The sequence below is a fragment of the Mesorhizobium sp. M0715 genome, from assembly GCF_040320355.1.
In the GTDB taxonomy this organism is placed as follows: domain Bacteria; phylum Pseudomonadota; class Alphaproteobacteria; order Rhizobiales; family Rhizobiaceae; genus Mesorhizobium.
Window position 1 is genome coordinate 92,510 of record NZ_JAMYPL010000021.1, and the last position, 13,740, is coordinate 106,249.

At 62.2% G+C, this 13,740-nt stretch carries 12 protein-coding genes, 1 pseudogene and 1 riboswitch; of the genes and pseudogenes, 7 read left to right on the plus strand and 6 right to left on the minus strand.

What is annotated here, in order from left to right; translation table 11 throughout:
* Positions 1-105 precede the first annotated feature (105 nt).
* Complete coding sequence (locus tag NKI21_RS23225; RefSeq protein WP_352441739.1) at positions 106-1,104, plus strand: DUF2125 domain-containing protein; 999 nt, start codon at positions 106-108, stop codon at positions 1,102-1,104.
* 7 nt (positions 1,105-1,111) lie between these two features.
* Positions 1,112-2,035: a sugar kinase gene (locus NKI21_RS23230; protein ID WP_352441740.1), complete on the plus strand. Its 924-nt coding sequence runs from the start codon at positions 1,112-1,114 to the stop codon at positions 2,033-2,035.
* Positions 2,036-2,042: 7 nt separating this feature from the next.
* On the opposite strand, the gene NKI21_RS23235 is transcribed toward NKI21_RS23230, so the two are convergent.
* Together NKI21_RS23235 and hisC are read right to left on the minus strand one after the other, a co-directional pair.
* Positions 2,043-2,978, minus strand: a complete 936-nt coding sequence (locus NKI21_RS23235) for a prephenate/arogenate dehydrogenase family protein (RefSeq protein ID WP_023811092.1) — start codon at positions 2,976-2,978, stop codon at positions 2,043-2,045.
* A 6-nt stretch (positions 2,979-2,984) separates the two neighbouring features.
* Positions 2,985-4,094, minus strand: coding sequence for a histidinol-phosphate transaminase (gene hisC, locus NKI21_RS23240; RefSeq protein ID WP_352441741.1), 1,110 nt, complete (start codon positions 4,092-4,094; stop codon positions 2,985-2,987).
* A 136-nt stretch (positions 4,095-4,230) separates the two neighbouring features.
* Positions 4,231-4,308, plus strand: a riboswitch (SAM riboswitch).
* Between the two features lie 114 nt (positions 4,309-4,422).
* Between hisC and metX the strand changes: the two genes are divergently transcribed.
* The 4 genes from metX (at position 4,423) to NKI21_RS23260 (ending at position 8,239) form a co-directional block, all read left to right on the plus strand.
* Positions 4,423-5,592, plus strand: coding sequence for a homoserine O-acetyltransferase MetX (gene metX / locus NKI21_RS23245; RefSeq protein ID WP_013529386.1), 1,170 nt, complete (start codon positions 4,423-4,425; stop codon positions 5,590-5,592).
* Positions 5,593-5,650: 58 nt separating this feature from the next.
* Positions 5,651-6,265: a methionine biosynthesis protein MetW gene (gene metW / locus NKI21_RS23250; RefSeq protein WP_352441742.1), complete on the plus strand. Its 615-nt coding sequence runs from the start codon at positions 5,651-5,653 to the stop codon at positions 6,263-6,265.
* Entirely contained in the window at positions 6,214-7,068 is an 855-nt protein-coding gene (locus tag NKI21_RS23255) for a Stf0 family sulfotransferase (RefSeq protein WP_352723189.1), read from the plus strand. Before metW ends, NKI21_RS23255 begins: the two co-directional genes overlap by 52 nt.
* 163 nt (positions 7,069-7,231) lie before the next feature.
* Positions 7,232-8,239, plus strand: coding sequence for a glycosyltransferase family 2 protein (locus NKI21_RS23260; protein ID WP_245273210.1), 1,008 nt, complete (start codon positions 7,232-7,234; stop codon positions 8,237-8,239).
* A gap of 30 nt (positions 8,240-8,269) precedes the next feature.
* Here NKI21_RS23260 and NKI21_RS23265 read toward each other — a convergent pair.
* Positions 8,270-8,619, minus strand: a pseudogene (locus NKI21_RS23265) (DUF1330 domain-containing protein).
* Positions 8,620-8,987: 368 nt separating this feature from the next.
* Here NKI21_RS23265 and NKI21_RS23270 point away from each other — a divergent pair.
* Entirely contained in the window at positions 8,988-9,920 is a 933-nt protein-coding gene (locus NKI21_RS23270; RefSeq protein ID WP_023811085.1) for a glycosyltransferase family 2 protein, read from the plus strand.
* A 70-nt stretch (positions 9,921-9,990) separates the two neighbouring features.
* Here NKI21_RS23270 and NKI21_RS23275 read toward each other — a convergent pair whose 3' ends face one another.
* The 3 genes from NKI21_RS23275 to NKI21_RS23285 all read right to left on the minus strand — a co-directional run bounded on the left by NKI21_RS23275 (position 9,991) and on the right by NKI21_RS23285 (position 13,622).
* Positions 9,991-10,794, minus strand: a complete 804-nt coding sequence (locus NKI21_RS23275) for a DUF1194 domain-containing protein (protein ID WP_352867518.1) — start codon at positions 10,792-10,794, stop codon at positions 9,991-9,993.
* A gap of 86 nt (positions 10,795-10,880) precedes the next feature.
* Positions 10,881-12,707: an ABC transporter ATP-binding protein/permease gene (locus NKI21_RS23280; protein ID WP_352631937.1), complete on the minus strand. Its 1,827-nt coding sequence runs from the start codon at positions 12,705-12,707 to the stop codon at positions 10,881-10,883.
* A gap of 132 nt (positions 12,708-12,839) precedes the next feature.
* The gene (locus NKI21_RS23285; protein WP_023811083.1) at positions 12,840-13,622 is read right to left on the minus strand and encodes a class I SAM-dependent methyltransferase; all 783 of its coding nucleotides are present in this window, start codon (positions 13,620-13,622) and stop codon (positions 12,840-12,842) included.
* Positions 13,623-13,740 lie beyond the last annotated feature (118 nt).

The window sequence follows — 13,740 nt, forward strand, 5'->3', positions numbered from 1 at the left end:
ACCGGACCGGTGTTTTTTCCGCCCGTCCCGTCTAACTATTCGTCTGTCTACCTGGCGGAATCGCCTACCCGTCCGCAACACCCATGCGTTAACGAGAGCCAAAGCATGACGTCAAGTGACGAACGCCAGCCGAACAAACGTCGCCGTGTGGTCTGGCTTGCAGCATTCATCGTCGTGCTGTTCGCCCTCTACAGCGGCGGCTGGTTCTATCTGGCTGACCGCGTCAGGAGCGAAGCCGACAAGGCGGTTGCCACGCTCAACAAGAATGGCGTCGAGGCCGGCTGCGGCAATCTCCAGGTCAGCGGCTATCCCTTGAGCTTTACCGTCTCCTGCGACAACCTCGCCTATGAGGACGATGCCAAGAACATTGCGGCTTCAGCCGGCAGTTTCAACGCAGCCGCCCAGATCATCCAGCCTCTGTCGCCGGTTGCCAATCTGCGCGGCCCGCTCAGGACCTCCGTTCCGGACATGGTGCCGCTGTGGATAGACTGGGACAATCTGCAGGCCAATTTCAAATTGTGGTGGCCGCTGCCGCAGCGGATTTCGCTGGAGGCAGAGGGCCTTTCCGGCCAGACCGACCCGGCCGACGACACCGATCCGGTGCAACTGTTCAGCGCCGGCAAGGCATCGGGTCAGTTGCAGCCCAACGGTGAGGATATCGACTATCTCGGCAGTTTCGGCGATCTCGAGATCGACCCCGACGCAATTGGCGGGCGCGTGCTTCCGGCGCTCGATGCCAGTGGCGACGTCACGCTGAAGAACGGTGTCGCGTTGATCGGCACGCAGGTGAAGAGCCTTCGTGGCCAGGCGATCGAAATCCGCAACCTCGACCTGTCGTCGGGGACGGCGCGCATCACCGTTTCGGGACCGCTCTCGGTCGATGCCGAGGGCCTGATCAACGCCGATCTGATGATCAGGCTGAAGGACCCGAAGGCGGTGGCGGCCATTCTCGGCGCCGCCATACCCGAGCAGAAAAGCCAGATCGAGCAGGGCTTTGCTGCCCTGGCGGTGCTCGGCAACGAACCGTCGATGCCGCTGAAGGTGGTCAGGGGCAAGGCCTCGCTCGGCTTCATTCCGCTGGGCAAGATCAAGCCGGTGGAATAGCGCTGCGATGGCAAGACCCGTGAAGCTGCTGAGCGTTGGCGCTTTGACGCTGGACACCATCCTGCGCGTCGAGACGCTGCCCGTGCATCAAGGCAAGTTCATTGCCTCCGACGGCGTCCAGATCGCCTCGGGCATGGCCACGAGTGCTGCCTGCGCCGCGCATCGCCTGGGGGCCGAGGTATCGCTGTGGGCGAGCGCGGGTGACGATGCCGTCGCCGACCAGCTCATCGCCGGCATCAAGGCCGAAGGCGTCGATTGCACCTTTGTGCGCCGCGTCAGAGGCGCCCGCTCGGCGCTGGCCTCGATCCTGGTCGACGCGTATGGCGAGCGCATCATCGTGCCGTTCTATGACGGGCTTGCCCAGGCCGATCCCGAAGCCTTGCCGGTCGCCGACCTCACGGCATTCGACGCCGTACTGGTCGATGTCCGCTGGCCAGGTGCGGCAGCCCTTGCCCTGAGAGCGGCGCGCGCCCTCGGCCGGCCGGCAATCCTCGATGCCGATACCGCACCGTTGCAGATCCTGGAACAGCTGTTGCCGCTCGCCACGCACATCGTCGCTTCGGAAACGGCGGCGCGCATTGTCTGCGGCCAGGCGCTCGATCCGGAAACGGCTTGCGCCGATCTCGCCAGCCGCACCGACGCTTTTGTCGCAGTGACAGGCGGCGCGGCGGGCAGTTGGTGGCACGACCGTCGCGCAGGCTGCGTGCGCCATGTCGCGGCACCGAAGATCAAGGCGATCGACACATTGGCCGCCGGCGATGTCTTTCACGGCGCCTTCGCCGTCGGGCTGGCGGAAGCCATGCCGGTCGAGCAGGCTTTGCGCTTTGCCAGTGCGGCCGCCGCGCTCAAATGCCTGCGCTTCGGCGGCAGGCTTGGTGCGCCGAACCGGGCCGAGACGCTGGCCATGGTTGCGCAGACCTGGCCAGCCTGAAACTGACTTAGCCCTTCGCGGGATGCTCGACGGCCTGGCGACCGAAATCGGGCACGTCGATGTCCTGGCCGGCCTCGATGATCGAGCGGCGCACAGCGCGGGTGCGGGTGAACAGGTCGAAGAGTTTTTCGCCGTCCCCCCAGCGGATCGCGCGTTGCAGGGACGCCAGATCTTCCGAGAACCGCGCCAGCATTTCGAGGATGGCGTCCTTGTTGTGCAGGCACACATCCCGCCACATGGTCGGATCGGAAGCGGCAAGACGCGTGAAGTCGCGGAAGCCGGAAGCCGAATATTTGATCACTTCGGACTTGGTCACCGACTGCAGATCGTCGGCGGTGCCGACGATGTTGTAGGCGATGATGTGCGGCAGGTGCGAGACGATGGCCAGCGTCATGTCGTGATGCTGCGGGTCCATGGTATCGATGTTGGCGCCGCAGCGGCGCCAGAACTCCGACAGCCGCTCCAGCGCGTCCGCGTCGGTATCGGGCAGCGGCGTGAAGATGCACCAGCGATTGTCGAACAGGTCGGCGAAGCCGGCGTCGGGGCCGGATTTTTCCGTGCCCGCCAGCGGGTGGCCGGGAATGAAATGGACGCCTTCAGGGACATAAGGCTGCATCTGCGCGATGACAGACGCCTTGGTCGAGCCGACATCGGTGAGGATCGCGCCCTTCTTCAGCGCCGGCGCGATTTCCTCGGCCACCGCGCCGGATGAGCCGACCGGCACCGAAATGACGACTAGGTCGGCATCGCGGACCGCCTCTTTCGCATCGGTGGTATAGCTATCGCCGAGCCCGAGTTCCTCGGCTCGCGCCAGCGTCGCCGCACTGCGCGTTGATATGGCCACGTGACGGGCCAGCCCCTCGCGGCGGATGACGCGGGCCAGCGACGAGCCGATCAGGCCGATGCCGACCAGCGCGATCTTTTCAAACATCGGTGATGTCATGGCGTTCTAGCTTTTCAGAAATGTCGTGAGAGCGGCGACAACGCCGCGATTGGCTTCTTCGGTGCCGACGGTCATGCGCAACGCGTTGGGAAAGCCATAGCCCGAAACGCGCCGCAATATATAGCCGCGCGCCGTCAGATAGTCGTCCGCCGCCGCCGCCGAATGCTTCTGATCGTCAGGAAAATGAACGAGGACGAAATTGCCGACGCTCGGCGTTACCCGCAGCCCGAGCTTTGTGAATTCCTCGCTCAGCCAGGCCAGCCAGGTCTCGTTGTGCGCCACGCTGCGCTCGACATGGGCGCGGTCGCGGATGGCTGCGATACCGGCCTCGATCGCCGTCGCATTGACGTTGAAGGGACCCCGCACGCGGTTGATGGCGTCGACGATATGCATCGGCGCATACATCCAGCCGATCCGCGCTCCGCCGAGGCCGATCTTGGAGAAGGTACGGGTCATCACCACGTTCTGGGCAGCACCGACCAGCTCGATGCCGGCCTCATAGTCGTTGCGGCGGACATATTCGGCATAGGCCGCGTCTAGCACCAGAAGCACGTGCCTGGGCAGGCCGCCATGCAGGCGGCGCACCTCCTGGAAAGGCACATAGGTGCCGGTCGGATTGTTGGGATTGGCCAGGAACACGATCTTGGTGCGCGGCGTGACGGCTGCGAGGATGGCGTCGATATCGGCGCGCTCGTCTCTTTCCTTGATCGTCACCGGAACGGCACCTGCCGACTGGATGTAGATCTTGTAGACCATGAAGGCGTGTTCGGTGATGACAGCCTCGTCGCCGGGCGCCAGATAAGTCTGCGCCAGCAGGCCGAGGATCTCGTCGGAGCCGTTGGAGCAAATGATGTTCTGCGGGTTGAGACCATGCACCTCGGCGATCGCTTCGCGCAGCCGCCTGGCGGTGCCATCTGGATAGACGTCGAGCTTTCCGGCAATCTCGCGCGCGGCTTCGATCGCTTTCGGCGAGGGCCCTAGCGGATTCTCGTTCGAGGACAGCTTGTGAACCTTGGCGACGCCCGCGGGCGCCGTGCTCTTGCCCGGCACATAGGCGTCTATGTCCATGATGCCCGCGCGCGGGGTTGGACGTGCCTGGTCCGGTGTCTGGCTCATGTCGCAAAATCCGTCGAGAACGCTTCCTGAGGGAAGCCGCAGCGGAAATACAAGCCGTGGCCTGCAATGTCGAGAGGCGACAGCCACCGCCCAAGGCTGGTCGTTGACGCCGGCGCGCCACAGCCCTAGAAGGGGTGCGAACTTCCGTGGTGATTTGGCCGGTCGGCTTGCAGCCACGTTAAACAACTTGCTAAAGGGCCGTTTGCATCCTGTAACCGGCTTTGCGACCGCAATGCCGGTTTTTTGTTGTCCGCGCCGGCCGGACACCCGGATCGGCATCGACTTTCGACAAGCGCGATGCGTGGGCTCAAAGTGTGAGATGGATGTCATGGCCGTTCTGCGTGCCCGCAAAACCAACAACGAGGTCGACCAACCGTCGAGCCCGGTTTTGCGTTTTGGATCCGACAAGCCGCTCAAGCTGGACGCCGGCACGCTGCTGTCACCGTTCCAGATCGCCTACCAGACCTACGGCACGCTGAACGATGCCCGCTCCAACGCCATCCTCGTCTGCCATGCACTGACCGGAGACCAGCACGTCGCCAGCACCAATCCGGTGACCGGCAAGCCTGGCTGGTGGGAAGTGCTGATCGGCCCCGGCAAGATCATCGACACCAATCGCTTCTTCGTCATCTGCTCCAACGTCATCGGCGGTTGCCTTGGGTCCACCGGTCCGGCCTCGACCAATCCCGCCACCGGCAAGCCCTATGGGCTCGACCTGCCCATCATCACCATTCGCGACATGGTGCGGGCGCAGCAGATGCTGATCGACCATTTCGGCATCGAAAAGCTGTTCTGCGTGCTCGGCGGCTCTATGGGCGGCATGCAGGTGCTGGAATGGGCATCGAGCTATCCGGAGCGGGTCTTCTCGGCGCTGCCGATCGCCACCGGCGCGCGCCATTCCTCGCAGAACATCGCCTTTCATGAGGTTGGCCGCCAGGCTGTCATGGCCGATCCGGACTGGCATGGCGGCAAATATTTCGAGCACGGCAAACGCCCGGAAAAAGGCCTGGCGGTGGCGCGCATGGCCGCCCACATCACTTACCTGTCGGAAGCCGCCCTGCACCGCAAGTTCGGCCGCAATCTGCAGGATCGCGAGGCGCTGACCTTCGGCTTCGACGCCGACTTCCAGATCGAAAGCTATCTGCGCCACCAGGGCATGACCTTCGTCGATCGCTTCGACGCCAATTCCTACCTCTACATGACGCGGTCGATGGACTATTTCGACCTTGCCGCCGACCATGGCGGCCGGTTGGCCGATGCCTTCGCCGGAACGAAAACCCGCTTCTGCCTGGTGTCTTTCACCTCGGACTGGCTGTTTCCGACCGAGGAGAGCCGCTCGATCGTGCATGCGCTCAACGCCGCCGGCGCATCGGTATCCTTCGTCGAGATCGAAACCGACCGCGGCCACGACGCATTCCTGCTCGACGAGCCGGAACTGTTTGCCGCCATAAACGGCTTCATCGGCTCGGCGGCCCGGGCGAGAGGGCTCAGCGCATGACCCCGAAAAATTGCAGGCTTTTCGGATCGGGATCGTGCGCCAGGCAGGGGGCGAAGCCATGAGCGTCAACCGCGACCAGCGCGTCGACCTCGAGGTCGTCGCCAACCTCATCCCGCCACAGTCGCGCGTGCTCGATGTCGGCTCGGGCGACGGCTCGCTGCTCGAATTGCTGCAGGACACCAAGCAGGTCGACGGCCGTGGGCTCGAGCTGTCGCAGCGCGGCGTCAACGAATGCGTGGCGCGCGGCCTCTCGGTCATCCAGGGCGATGCCGACAAGGATCTCGAATTCTATCCCGACAAGGGCTTTGACTTCGTCGTCCTGTCACAGACGCTGCAGGCCACCCGCAACCCGAAGCTGGTGCTCGACGAACTGCTCAGGATCGGCAACCGCGCCATCGTCTCCTTCCCCAATTTCGGCCATTGGCGGGTGCGCCTGTCGCTGTTCGTCAACGGCCGCATGCCGGTGACCAAGGACCTGCCCTATTCCTGGTACGACACGCCCAACATCCACTTCTGCACCATCCGCGATTTCGTCAATCTGTGCGACGAACTCGGCGCGACAGTCGAGAAGGCAACCGCCCTCGACGCTGCCGGGCAGAAGATCGGCCTGTCGATGCCGTGGTGGTTCTGGAACTTCTTCGGCCAGCAGGCAGTGTTCTTGCTGAAACGGTAATATTGATCGCCATGTATCTCTTTCGTAGGCGCCCTCTGCCAGTTGAAATCCCACCGGACATGCGGGCTGGGTTGAAAGCCGGAATTCTCATCTGCACCTCACCGCGCAGCGGCAGCAACCACCTAGCCGGATTGATGGCAGCCACCGGGCTTGGCAACCCACTCGAGTGGTTCGGGGGCCGCCGTGTTCTAGAAATGCCGAACTATCCCCGCGACCCCCGTGCCCAGGTTTTGCGTGCACTGAAGGACGGGCGGTCTCCCTCCGGGATTTACGCGGTCAAACTGTTTGCCAGCCAGTTTTCACAGGTTGCCAAAACCGTGGATCTCCCCGCAAGCCTTCCAAAGCTGCGCTATATGCGGTTGACGCGTGGGGACCTCGTTGGTCAAGCAGTTTCGTGGACCCGCGCTCGTCAGAGTGGTCGGTTCCGCTCTACCGAGGCCGATCAGAAGAGACCATGCTACGACGGCAAAGCAATCGCGGACTCGCTTGAAAAAATCATCCTGGAAAATCTGGCCTGGGATGTCTGGTTTGCAAAAAACGGATTGTCCTTCCTATCACTGACATACGAAGAACTCCTTGAACATCCACGGACCTGCCTTGAAAGGGCTGCATCTCTGGTCGACGCCAAGCTTGTCTTGAAACCCGGGTCTGATCTCGATTCGGGCCTCGATATTCAACGAGACACCATCAATGAGGAGTGGAGAGAGCGGTTCTTGGCGGAATATTCTGACACGTCGAACTTCCATGCCAACAATTGCCGTCGCGGTTTTCTTAAAAAGAGGAGCTCAAGGTTCTCGATCTGATCGAACGGCATTGTACGAGAACACGAAGCATCCAGGGGCGCCAGAGATGCGATGTTATTGATCAAAGCGCATCGCCGTCCATGGCGATCACGAGCACAAATTCTTATTGCACGCTGGTTTGACAGCCCGCCGAGAGCGTTATAGCCACATCGGCACTAATAACTTGATCGGTTCAGATATGGCTCAAGAGCGTCCAACGTATTCACTCGTCGTCGAAATGGAGAATGCAAAATCGATCGACTGGGACGAGATCGGCGTTGGGATGAAGGCCTTGGCTCGGGAAATCACATCGGTTTCAGCAACCGGTTTAGTGCGACCAAGGATCGTTATTTCTCACGGGGGAGCAGAGTCGGACGAGGATGCGTTGCGTCGTGAGATTTCGAATGAGGCCCCGCAGCTCGGTCAGGTTGCCGAACTCGTCTTCACGGCTTTCCCTGGCGGCCGATATTACGACCTGAAGAACAACGGCATGCTGGCATCGGACGGAGATATCGTCATCTTTATGGATTCCGACGTGGTCGCGGAACCAGGATGGCTACCAGGACTGCTTGAGCCCTTTGAAAACTCTGAAGTTATCTGCGCAAACGGATATACATACCTCTCATACGACGATTTCTTTTCAAGAACGTTTGCGTTGATCTGGTTTTTCCCGATGGCCCGTGGAGACGGGCGATTTGCCTCGAAGCGAGCGATCAACGCTAACAATGTAGCGTTTCGACGCGAGTGGATCGTCAGCCATCCTTTTCCAAAACATAACGGCTTCAAGGTTTCCTGCACTTTGCTGATGCGCGAACTGCTGCGGGAGGGCCACAAAATTCATAATGTCGACGCACGCGTTTATCACTATTCGCCGCGGGGCTGGCGGTTCTTTTACTGGCGCGCCCTGGTTACAGGTCGCGACGCCGACCGGAAGTTCGTTGCGCTCAATTCGCCGAGCCGCGCGCGACGGATAGTCAAGTCTTTCAGCCGGTGGCTCACCATGTCATGGCGCACGACACGACGGATCGTAGGCCATGCCCGGGAAACGGGGATGCCGCTTTGGCAGGTTCCCTTTTCTCTGATTGTCGGTCAGGCATTTTATGGTTTGGCGTTTTGGGGCCAGTTCAGTTTTGCGACTGGCATGGTTCGTGACAAAATTGAAACTGTGCCCGACTATGTTGGGCACAGCTAGACGCTTTACCGCCCTTCCTTGAACCGCGGTTCAGCGTCCAATTGATCCTTGACCCGTCGATTGTTCCAGAACATCCGTGGCCTTGTGCGGATGTTCGACGCCGTCGACGAACACGACATCCGCCTCCGAATTGTCCGTGCGCAGCGCCAGTATCGCCCGGTAGGCGGGCGAATTGTACCAGCCACGCACATGCTGCCTGTCGGGAATTCTATGATGATCAGATGGCCAGGCCAGTCGTTCTCGATCACCTCCACATCGCCGCCATGAACCAGAAAACGGCCGCCGAAAGGTTCCAGCGTGGCATCGATCTTGTGCAGATATTCGACGATCTGCGGACCCATTGCGGCTTGGCGCATATGGGCGACGGCGTAAGCGGCCATGACTGGACTCCCTTGTCATCGAAGCCGAGTTGCCGGCCTCGCATGGGCAATCTGACCAAACGCCGAGCGCTAAGCGATTACGTCTGAGGTAATGAGATGTATGCTACCTGTCATGATGGGTTGCTTCCATGGTGATTCGCAATGCTATGTGCGGCGGTGCTGTTGCAATTGGAACGCTAGCAGCGGGGATTCGTTGTCTCGCGCGGATTGAGTACCGGCACGGTGGGTGACAGGGGCAGTCGTTTTTTGTAGCGTCGCGCCGACTGTGATGCGGTGTAGAGGAAGGGAAGTCCAATCCATTCGACCGTTCTGAAAATCGAAAAGTCCTGGACAGACGCGCAACCCTGCGCAGGAAACAGCTGACAGACATGGCCGGGATCCAACCGACACCTCTCATCACGGTCATTACGCCGACCCACAACCGACGCGAAACGGTGTTGCGCGCCGTGGAAAGCGTACTCTCCCAGAGCATGTCGAGGCTTGAGCACATTGTCGTCGACGATGGTTCGACCGATGGAACCGAAGCGGCGCTGGCCCGTATCCAGGACCCGCGGCTGATCTATGTCGGGGCGAAATGGCGAGGCGCCAACGCAGCCAGGAATGCCGGCATCGAGCGCGCGCGGGCACCGTTGGTGACGTTCCTCGATTCCGACGACATCTACATGCCGCACCGGCTTGAACGAACCCTGACCTGGTTCGATGAGAATCCTGCGCTGCAAGTGCTGATCAGTTCGTTCGTGTCCCTGAAAGGCAATCGCATCACAAACTGCGTCAACCCCGAGGCGTTCGTGAGCCCCGCAATGCTGGAGCGGACGCTGGTTGGGCAGACCATCTTCATTGCCGGCTCCGCGATCACCGCTCGCCGCGAGGCCTTGCTGGCCATCGGCGGCTACGACAGCGACATCACCCGCATGCAGGATCGCGAATTGCTGCTGCGCCTTGCCCGGCGCTTCGGTGCGCAGTTGTCCAGGGATCTGGACTGGACGAAATACAATTCGGAGAACTCGATTTCCGGCCGCCGTGACGGCTATGTCGAGGCCTATGCGAACCTGATGGGCAAACATCCGCATATTGCCCATGCCTACCCGCACATTCCGCCTTACATGATCTCGCGGCAGCTCATCGCCGACATCCTGCGAGGCAGGATACCGGAGGCATTTCAGGGCTACATGGCCAACCGTTCATCCAAAACGCTTGGCTATTCGCTGCCGGAATTGATGCAAGGCTATGTCCATGGCCGGCGCTGGCGCCGCGATCTCTCCAACGAGTTTCGCAATCAATTTGGTGCCCGGCCCGCTTAAACCGATAGGAATTCCGGGAAATTGTGGAACGGTTTTTCCTCCGGATCGCGTTAACCCCTCTGTCGAGAGCTCAACGGTCAAGTTCGGGAAAATACGGATCCGATAGAAACCGCCTGTCCCGTTCGCCTTGCAGGCAGTCTATCGGCGTCGCCGCGTCGACGGGGATGCTTCCCACCTCGTCCTGAATGCCGCTCACTTCCAGGAGCAGCTTGCGCCGGATGGCTGTCGAAAACTCGGCGGCGGCATAGATAGGCAGCACGAAGGAACCGGGTCCGCCGATCACGCACTGCGCATAATACTGGTCGAGATGGCTGAAGGTGGGCGACGGGCTGATCAGGATCGGCAGGCCGTTGACGATGATGCCTTTGGCAGTCGCCGCATCACGCGTCGCGGTGACCGGCGGCCCGATATTGTTCGGTCCGTCGCCCGAAATGTCGATGACGCTGCGTTCGCCCTGGAAAGACGTGCGGTCGAAAAGCTCGGTGCCGAAGGCCAGCGCGCCGGAAATCGAAGTGCCGCGAAAGCTGCGGAACGGACGAGCCGCGACCTTGTCGGCAAAGCTGTTCGCGCTCTCGGCACTATCGATAATCTGCCAGCCGATGACCGCGTCGTCGCGCACCGTGCCGGCCCATTCGAAATAGGTCAGCGCTATGCGGCCCTTGGCGCCGGCGCGGACAGCCTTGATGAAGTCGGGATGCCGCAGCGCCTCGACATAACCGGCCCGCTGCAGGGCGAACTCCTTCTCGTCCATCGACAGCGAGATGTCGACCGCCAGCACCAGCTCGACGTCGACGGCGAGCGCATCCGGCGGCGAGGCGGCCGGGGCAGCCTGGGCGCAGGCAAGACAGGCAAGCAGGCGCAGAGCATCAAGCATGGCCGTCGCCAAGATTGTTTCTCCCGAGGAGCTTCCCTCGCGATCGCGGCAAAATAAAGCTCTGCTTCCCTCGCCCGGAAATCAGCTCATTTCTTGCGACGAGCGGCGGCTGGCGGCGGTTCGATCGCGCCGGCTCTGACGCGGGCGGGCTTCAGGGCTGGCGCACCGGAATCCTTGATGATCGTCAACGCGCGCGGGAAGAAGTGGTTGTTGTGCTGGCCGCGCCCGATGTTGAGGATCGCTGTCCCCGGCAAACGCTTATCGAGCATCGACAGCACGCGTCTTAGCGATGGGCCGTCGAACGCATCCAGCGCCTCATCGATGATCACCCATTTCGGCTGCCGCAACGCGAGCCTGGCGAAGGCCAGCGAGCGTTGTTCGTCATCGCCCAACTCATGGTCCCAACGCCCGGCGCGGTCGAGCGACGAGGATAGCCGTCCCAGACCGACCTCGGCCAGCACCGCCGAAATGTCGGCATCGTTCGCCGGCGCGGGCCCGTTCGGGTGATCGAGGACTTCGCGCAACGTGCCGACCGGAAAATAAGGCACGCGCGGCACGAATATGGGGGTTTCTCCCGCCGGCAGGCCGATCCGGCCGCTTCCCCATGGCCACAGGCCGGCAATGGCACGAAAGAACAGCGTCTTGCCCGCACCGGGGTCGCCGGTGATCATGACGCGCTCGCCGGGGCGGATTTCGACATGCGAGTCGGCGAGTCTGGTGCAACCCTCCGGCGAGGTCACTTCGAGCTTCTCGAAAGTCAGGCTGCCATTGACGTTTTGGCCGAAGGCGATGCGCTTTTCCGTGTCGTGCAGCGCATCGGTTTCATCGAGCGCGATGCGGAAATCGGCCACGCGCATCAGCGTGGCGCGCCAATCGGCGATACTGCCGATGTTGTTGATGAACCAGCGCAAGGAGGAGTGGACCTGGTTGAAGGCGCCGACCGCCATCATCAGCCCGCCAAAGCTGATATCACCTGAGAAATAGACCGGCGAAGCGACCAGTATGGGCGCCACGACGGTGATCCAGCCATAGGTGTCGGTCACCCAGGACAGGTTGATCTGGGCGGCGTAGATGCGCCGCATGGCGCCCAGCACCGTGCCGAGATCGAGTTCGAGCCGCCGCCTGGCGTCGGCCTCGCCATGATACAACGCAATGGCATCGACATTCTCGTTGACGCGCACCATCGAGGAGCGCAGCTCGGCTTCGCGTGTATAGCGGTCGCTGTTCAGGCGGATGAGCGGGCGCCCGACCAGCCAGCTCAGCCAGGAGGCGATGCCGGCGTAAAGGATGGCGGCCCAGACCATGTAGCCCGGTATGGCCAGCGAGGTCCCGCCGATGTGGAACACGAAGCCCGAGGACAGCTCCCACAGCACCCCGACGAAGGACACCAGCAGGATGCACGACTGCAGCAGGCCGACGCCGAGATCGGTTGACAGGTCGGACAGATGCGCGGCGTCCTGCTGCATGCGCTGGTCGGGATTGACGCCGATGGCGCCGGCATTGGCCAACCGGAAGGCGCGCGCCGGCCGCATCCACTGATCGATCAGATCCAGCGTCAGCGCCTCGCGCAGTTTGAGCCTGATCATCTGGTTGAGCCAGGTCTGGCCGATATTGAGCACCAGCAGCCCGCCGGCGATCATCGCGAAGACGAGGAGCTGGTGCAGGAAGGCCGCCATGTCGCGGCGCGCAAGCGCATCGTAGAAAGGCTGGTTCCAGCGGTTGAGCAGAACCTGGCCGATCGACGTTGCGATGATCACGGCCATGATGCCGACCGATGTCCACTGCAACCATTTGCGAACCGGCGATCCCGCCAGCGCCCGCCGGATCGTCATCAGCTGATCGCGCAGGCTGCTGGCTTCGACCGCCACGGCAACCGGCTGAACGGCGGCGGCATTGTCCGGTTGATCAGCCATGGCCGAGGTCCTTGCGTCAGTGCTGAAACCGGATGGAGAAACTTGACAGGCGTTCGTATGGGCTGCCGGATAAACTGTCGGTCCGCTTGCGACAGATAGGCAGGGAAACGACGTCAGGCACGCTTGCCGTGATCACGAAGCCGTCACCCGCGCAGCCGAGGGCTCGGCACCGGCTTTGTGACGGCCAAGCCGGGTGGCGCCATGCGGCGACAGCACCGGCACGAAGACGCGGCGCGAGGCGCGCTGGACGACGGGCACGCCTTGATAGAGCCGTTTCTGCGCCTCGACGACGATGACGCCGGAAAAGATCGGCCACAGCCGCCGGCCGGCGCGCTCCAGCACATTGTGGAAGCGCATCATGAAACGGCGCCTCGACGGCGGAAAGAACAGCGCATCGGACCAGGCGGCGGGCGTAAAATTCGCCTCGCGCAGCAATTCGGTTAGCTGGCCGCGCGAAAAGGGCCGGCCATTGCCGAATGGGGTGTGCTCGAAGCGCGCCCAGACACCGCGCCGGTTGGGCACGACGATGACGACCCGGCCAGCCGGCGACAGCACGCGCCAGATCTCGTTCAGCGTCTCACGTGGGTTCTCGACATGTTCGAGCGAATGGACGAGCAGCATGCGGTCGATGCAGGAATCGACCAGCGGCAGTTCCTCGTCGAAGACCAGTGCCGTCGCCGTCGGCCCTGTCGCCGGCCACACCACCGCGCCCTGCGTCGCCGGCATGAAGGCGAAGACCCGCTCGGCGTCGCAGCCGAACCTCTCCAGCCACGGCAAGGTGTAGCCCAGACCAACCAGCCGCTCGTTGGGCACGACCGCCCATATCGACGACAACGCCATGGTGATCGAACGCTCGGCGAAACGGCCGAGTGTTGTCGAATAGAAGGAGCGAAGATCGACGATGTCGGAATGCATGGCAGGGATGTAGCCGCGATATCGGCGGGTTTCAACAACAGGCCGCGACGACCTGGCATTCCGGGAATGTCACTAGACATTGCGGGATGTTGTTCAACGTCCCGGAATGTTGCTCACA

Bases quoted from the DNA above. Each gene is read 5' to 3' on its own strand.
- NKI21_RS23225 (WP_352441739.1), top strand. From the start codon at position 106: ATGACGTCAAGTGACGAACGCCAGCCGAACAAACGTCGCCGTGTGGTC.
- NKI21_RS23230 (WP_352441740.1), top strand. From the start codon at position 1,112: ATGGCAAGACCCGTGAAGCTGCTGAGCGTTGGCGCTTTGACGCTGGAC.
- NKI21_RS23235 (WP_023811092.1), bottom strand. From the start codon at position 2,978: ATGACATCACCGATGTTTGAAAAGATCGCGCTGGTCGGCATCGGCCTG.
- hisC (WP_352441741.1), bottom strand. From the start codon at position 4,094: ATGAGCCAGACACCGGACCAGGCACGTCCAACCCCGCGCGCGGGCATC.
- metX (WP_013529386.1), top strand. From the start codon at position 4,423: ATGGCCGTTCTGCGTGCCCGCAAAACCAACAACGAGGTCGACCAACCG.
- metW (WP_352441742.1), top strand. From the start codon at position 5,651: ATGAGCGTCAACCGCGACCAGCGCGTCGACCTCGAGGTCGTCGCCAAC.
- NKI21_RS23270 (WP_023811085.1), top strand. From the start codon at position 8,988: ATGGCCGGGATCCAACCGACACCTCTCATCACGGTCATTACGCCGACC.
- NKI21_RS23275 (WP_352867518.1), bottom strand. From the start codon at position 10,794: ATGCTTGATGCTCTGCGCCTGCTTGCCTGTCTTGCCTGCGCCCAGGCT.
- NKI21_RS23280 (WP_352631937.1), bottom strand. From the start codon at position 12,707: ATGGCTGATCAACCGGACAATGCCGCCGCCGTTCAGCCGGTTGCCGTG.
- NKI21_RS23285 (WP_023811083.1), bottom strand. From the start codon at position 13,622: ATGCATTCCGACATCGTCGATCTTCGCTCCTTCTATTCGACAACACTC.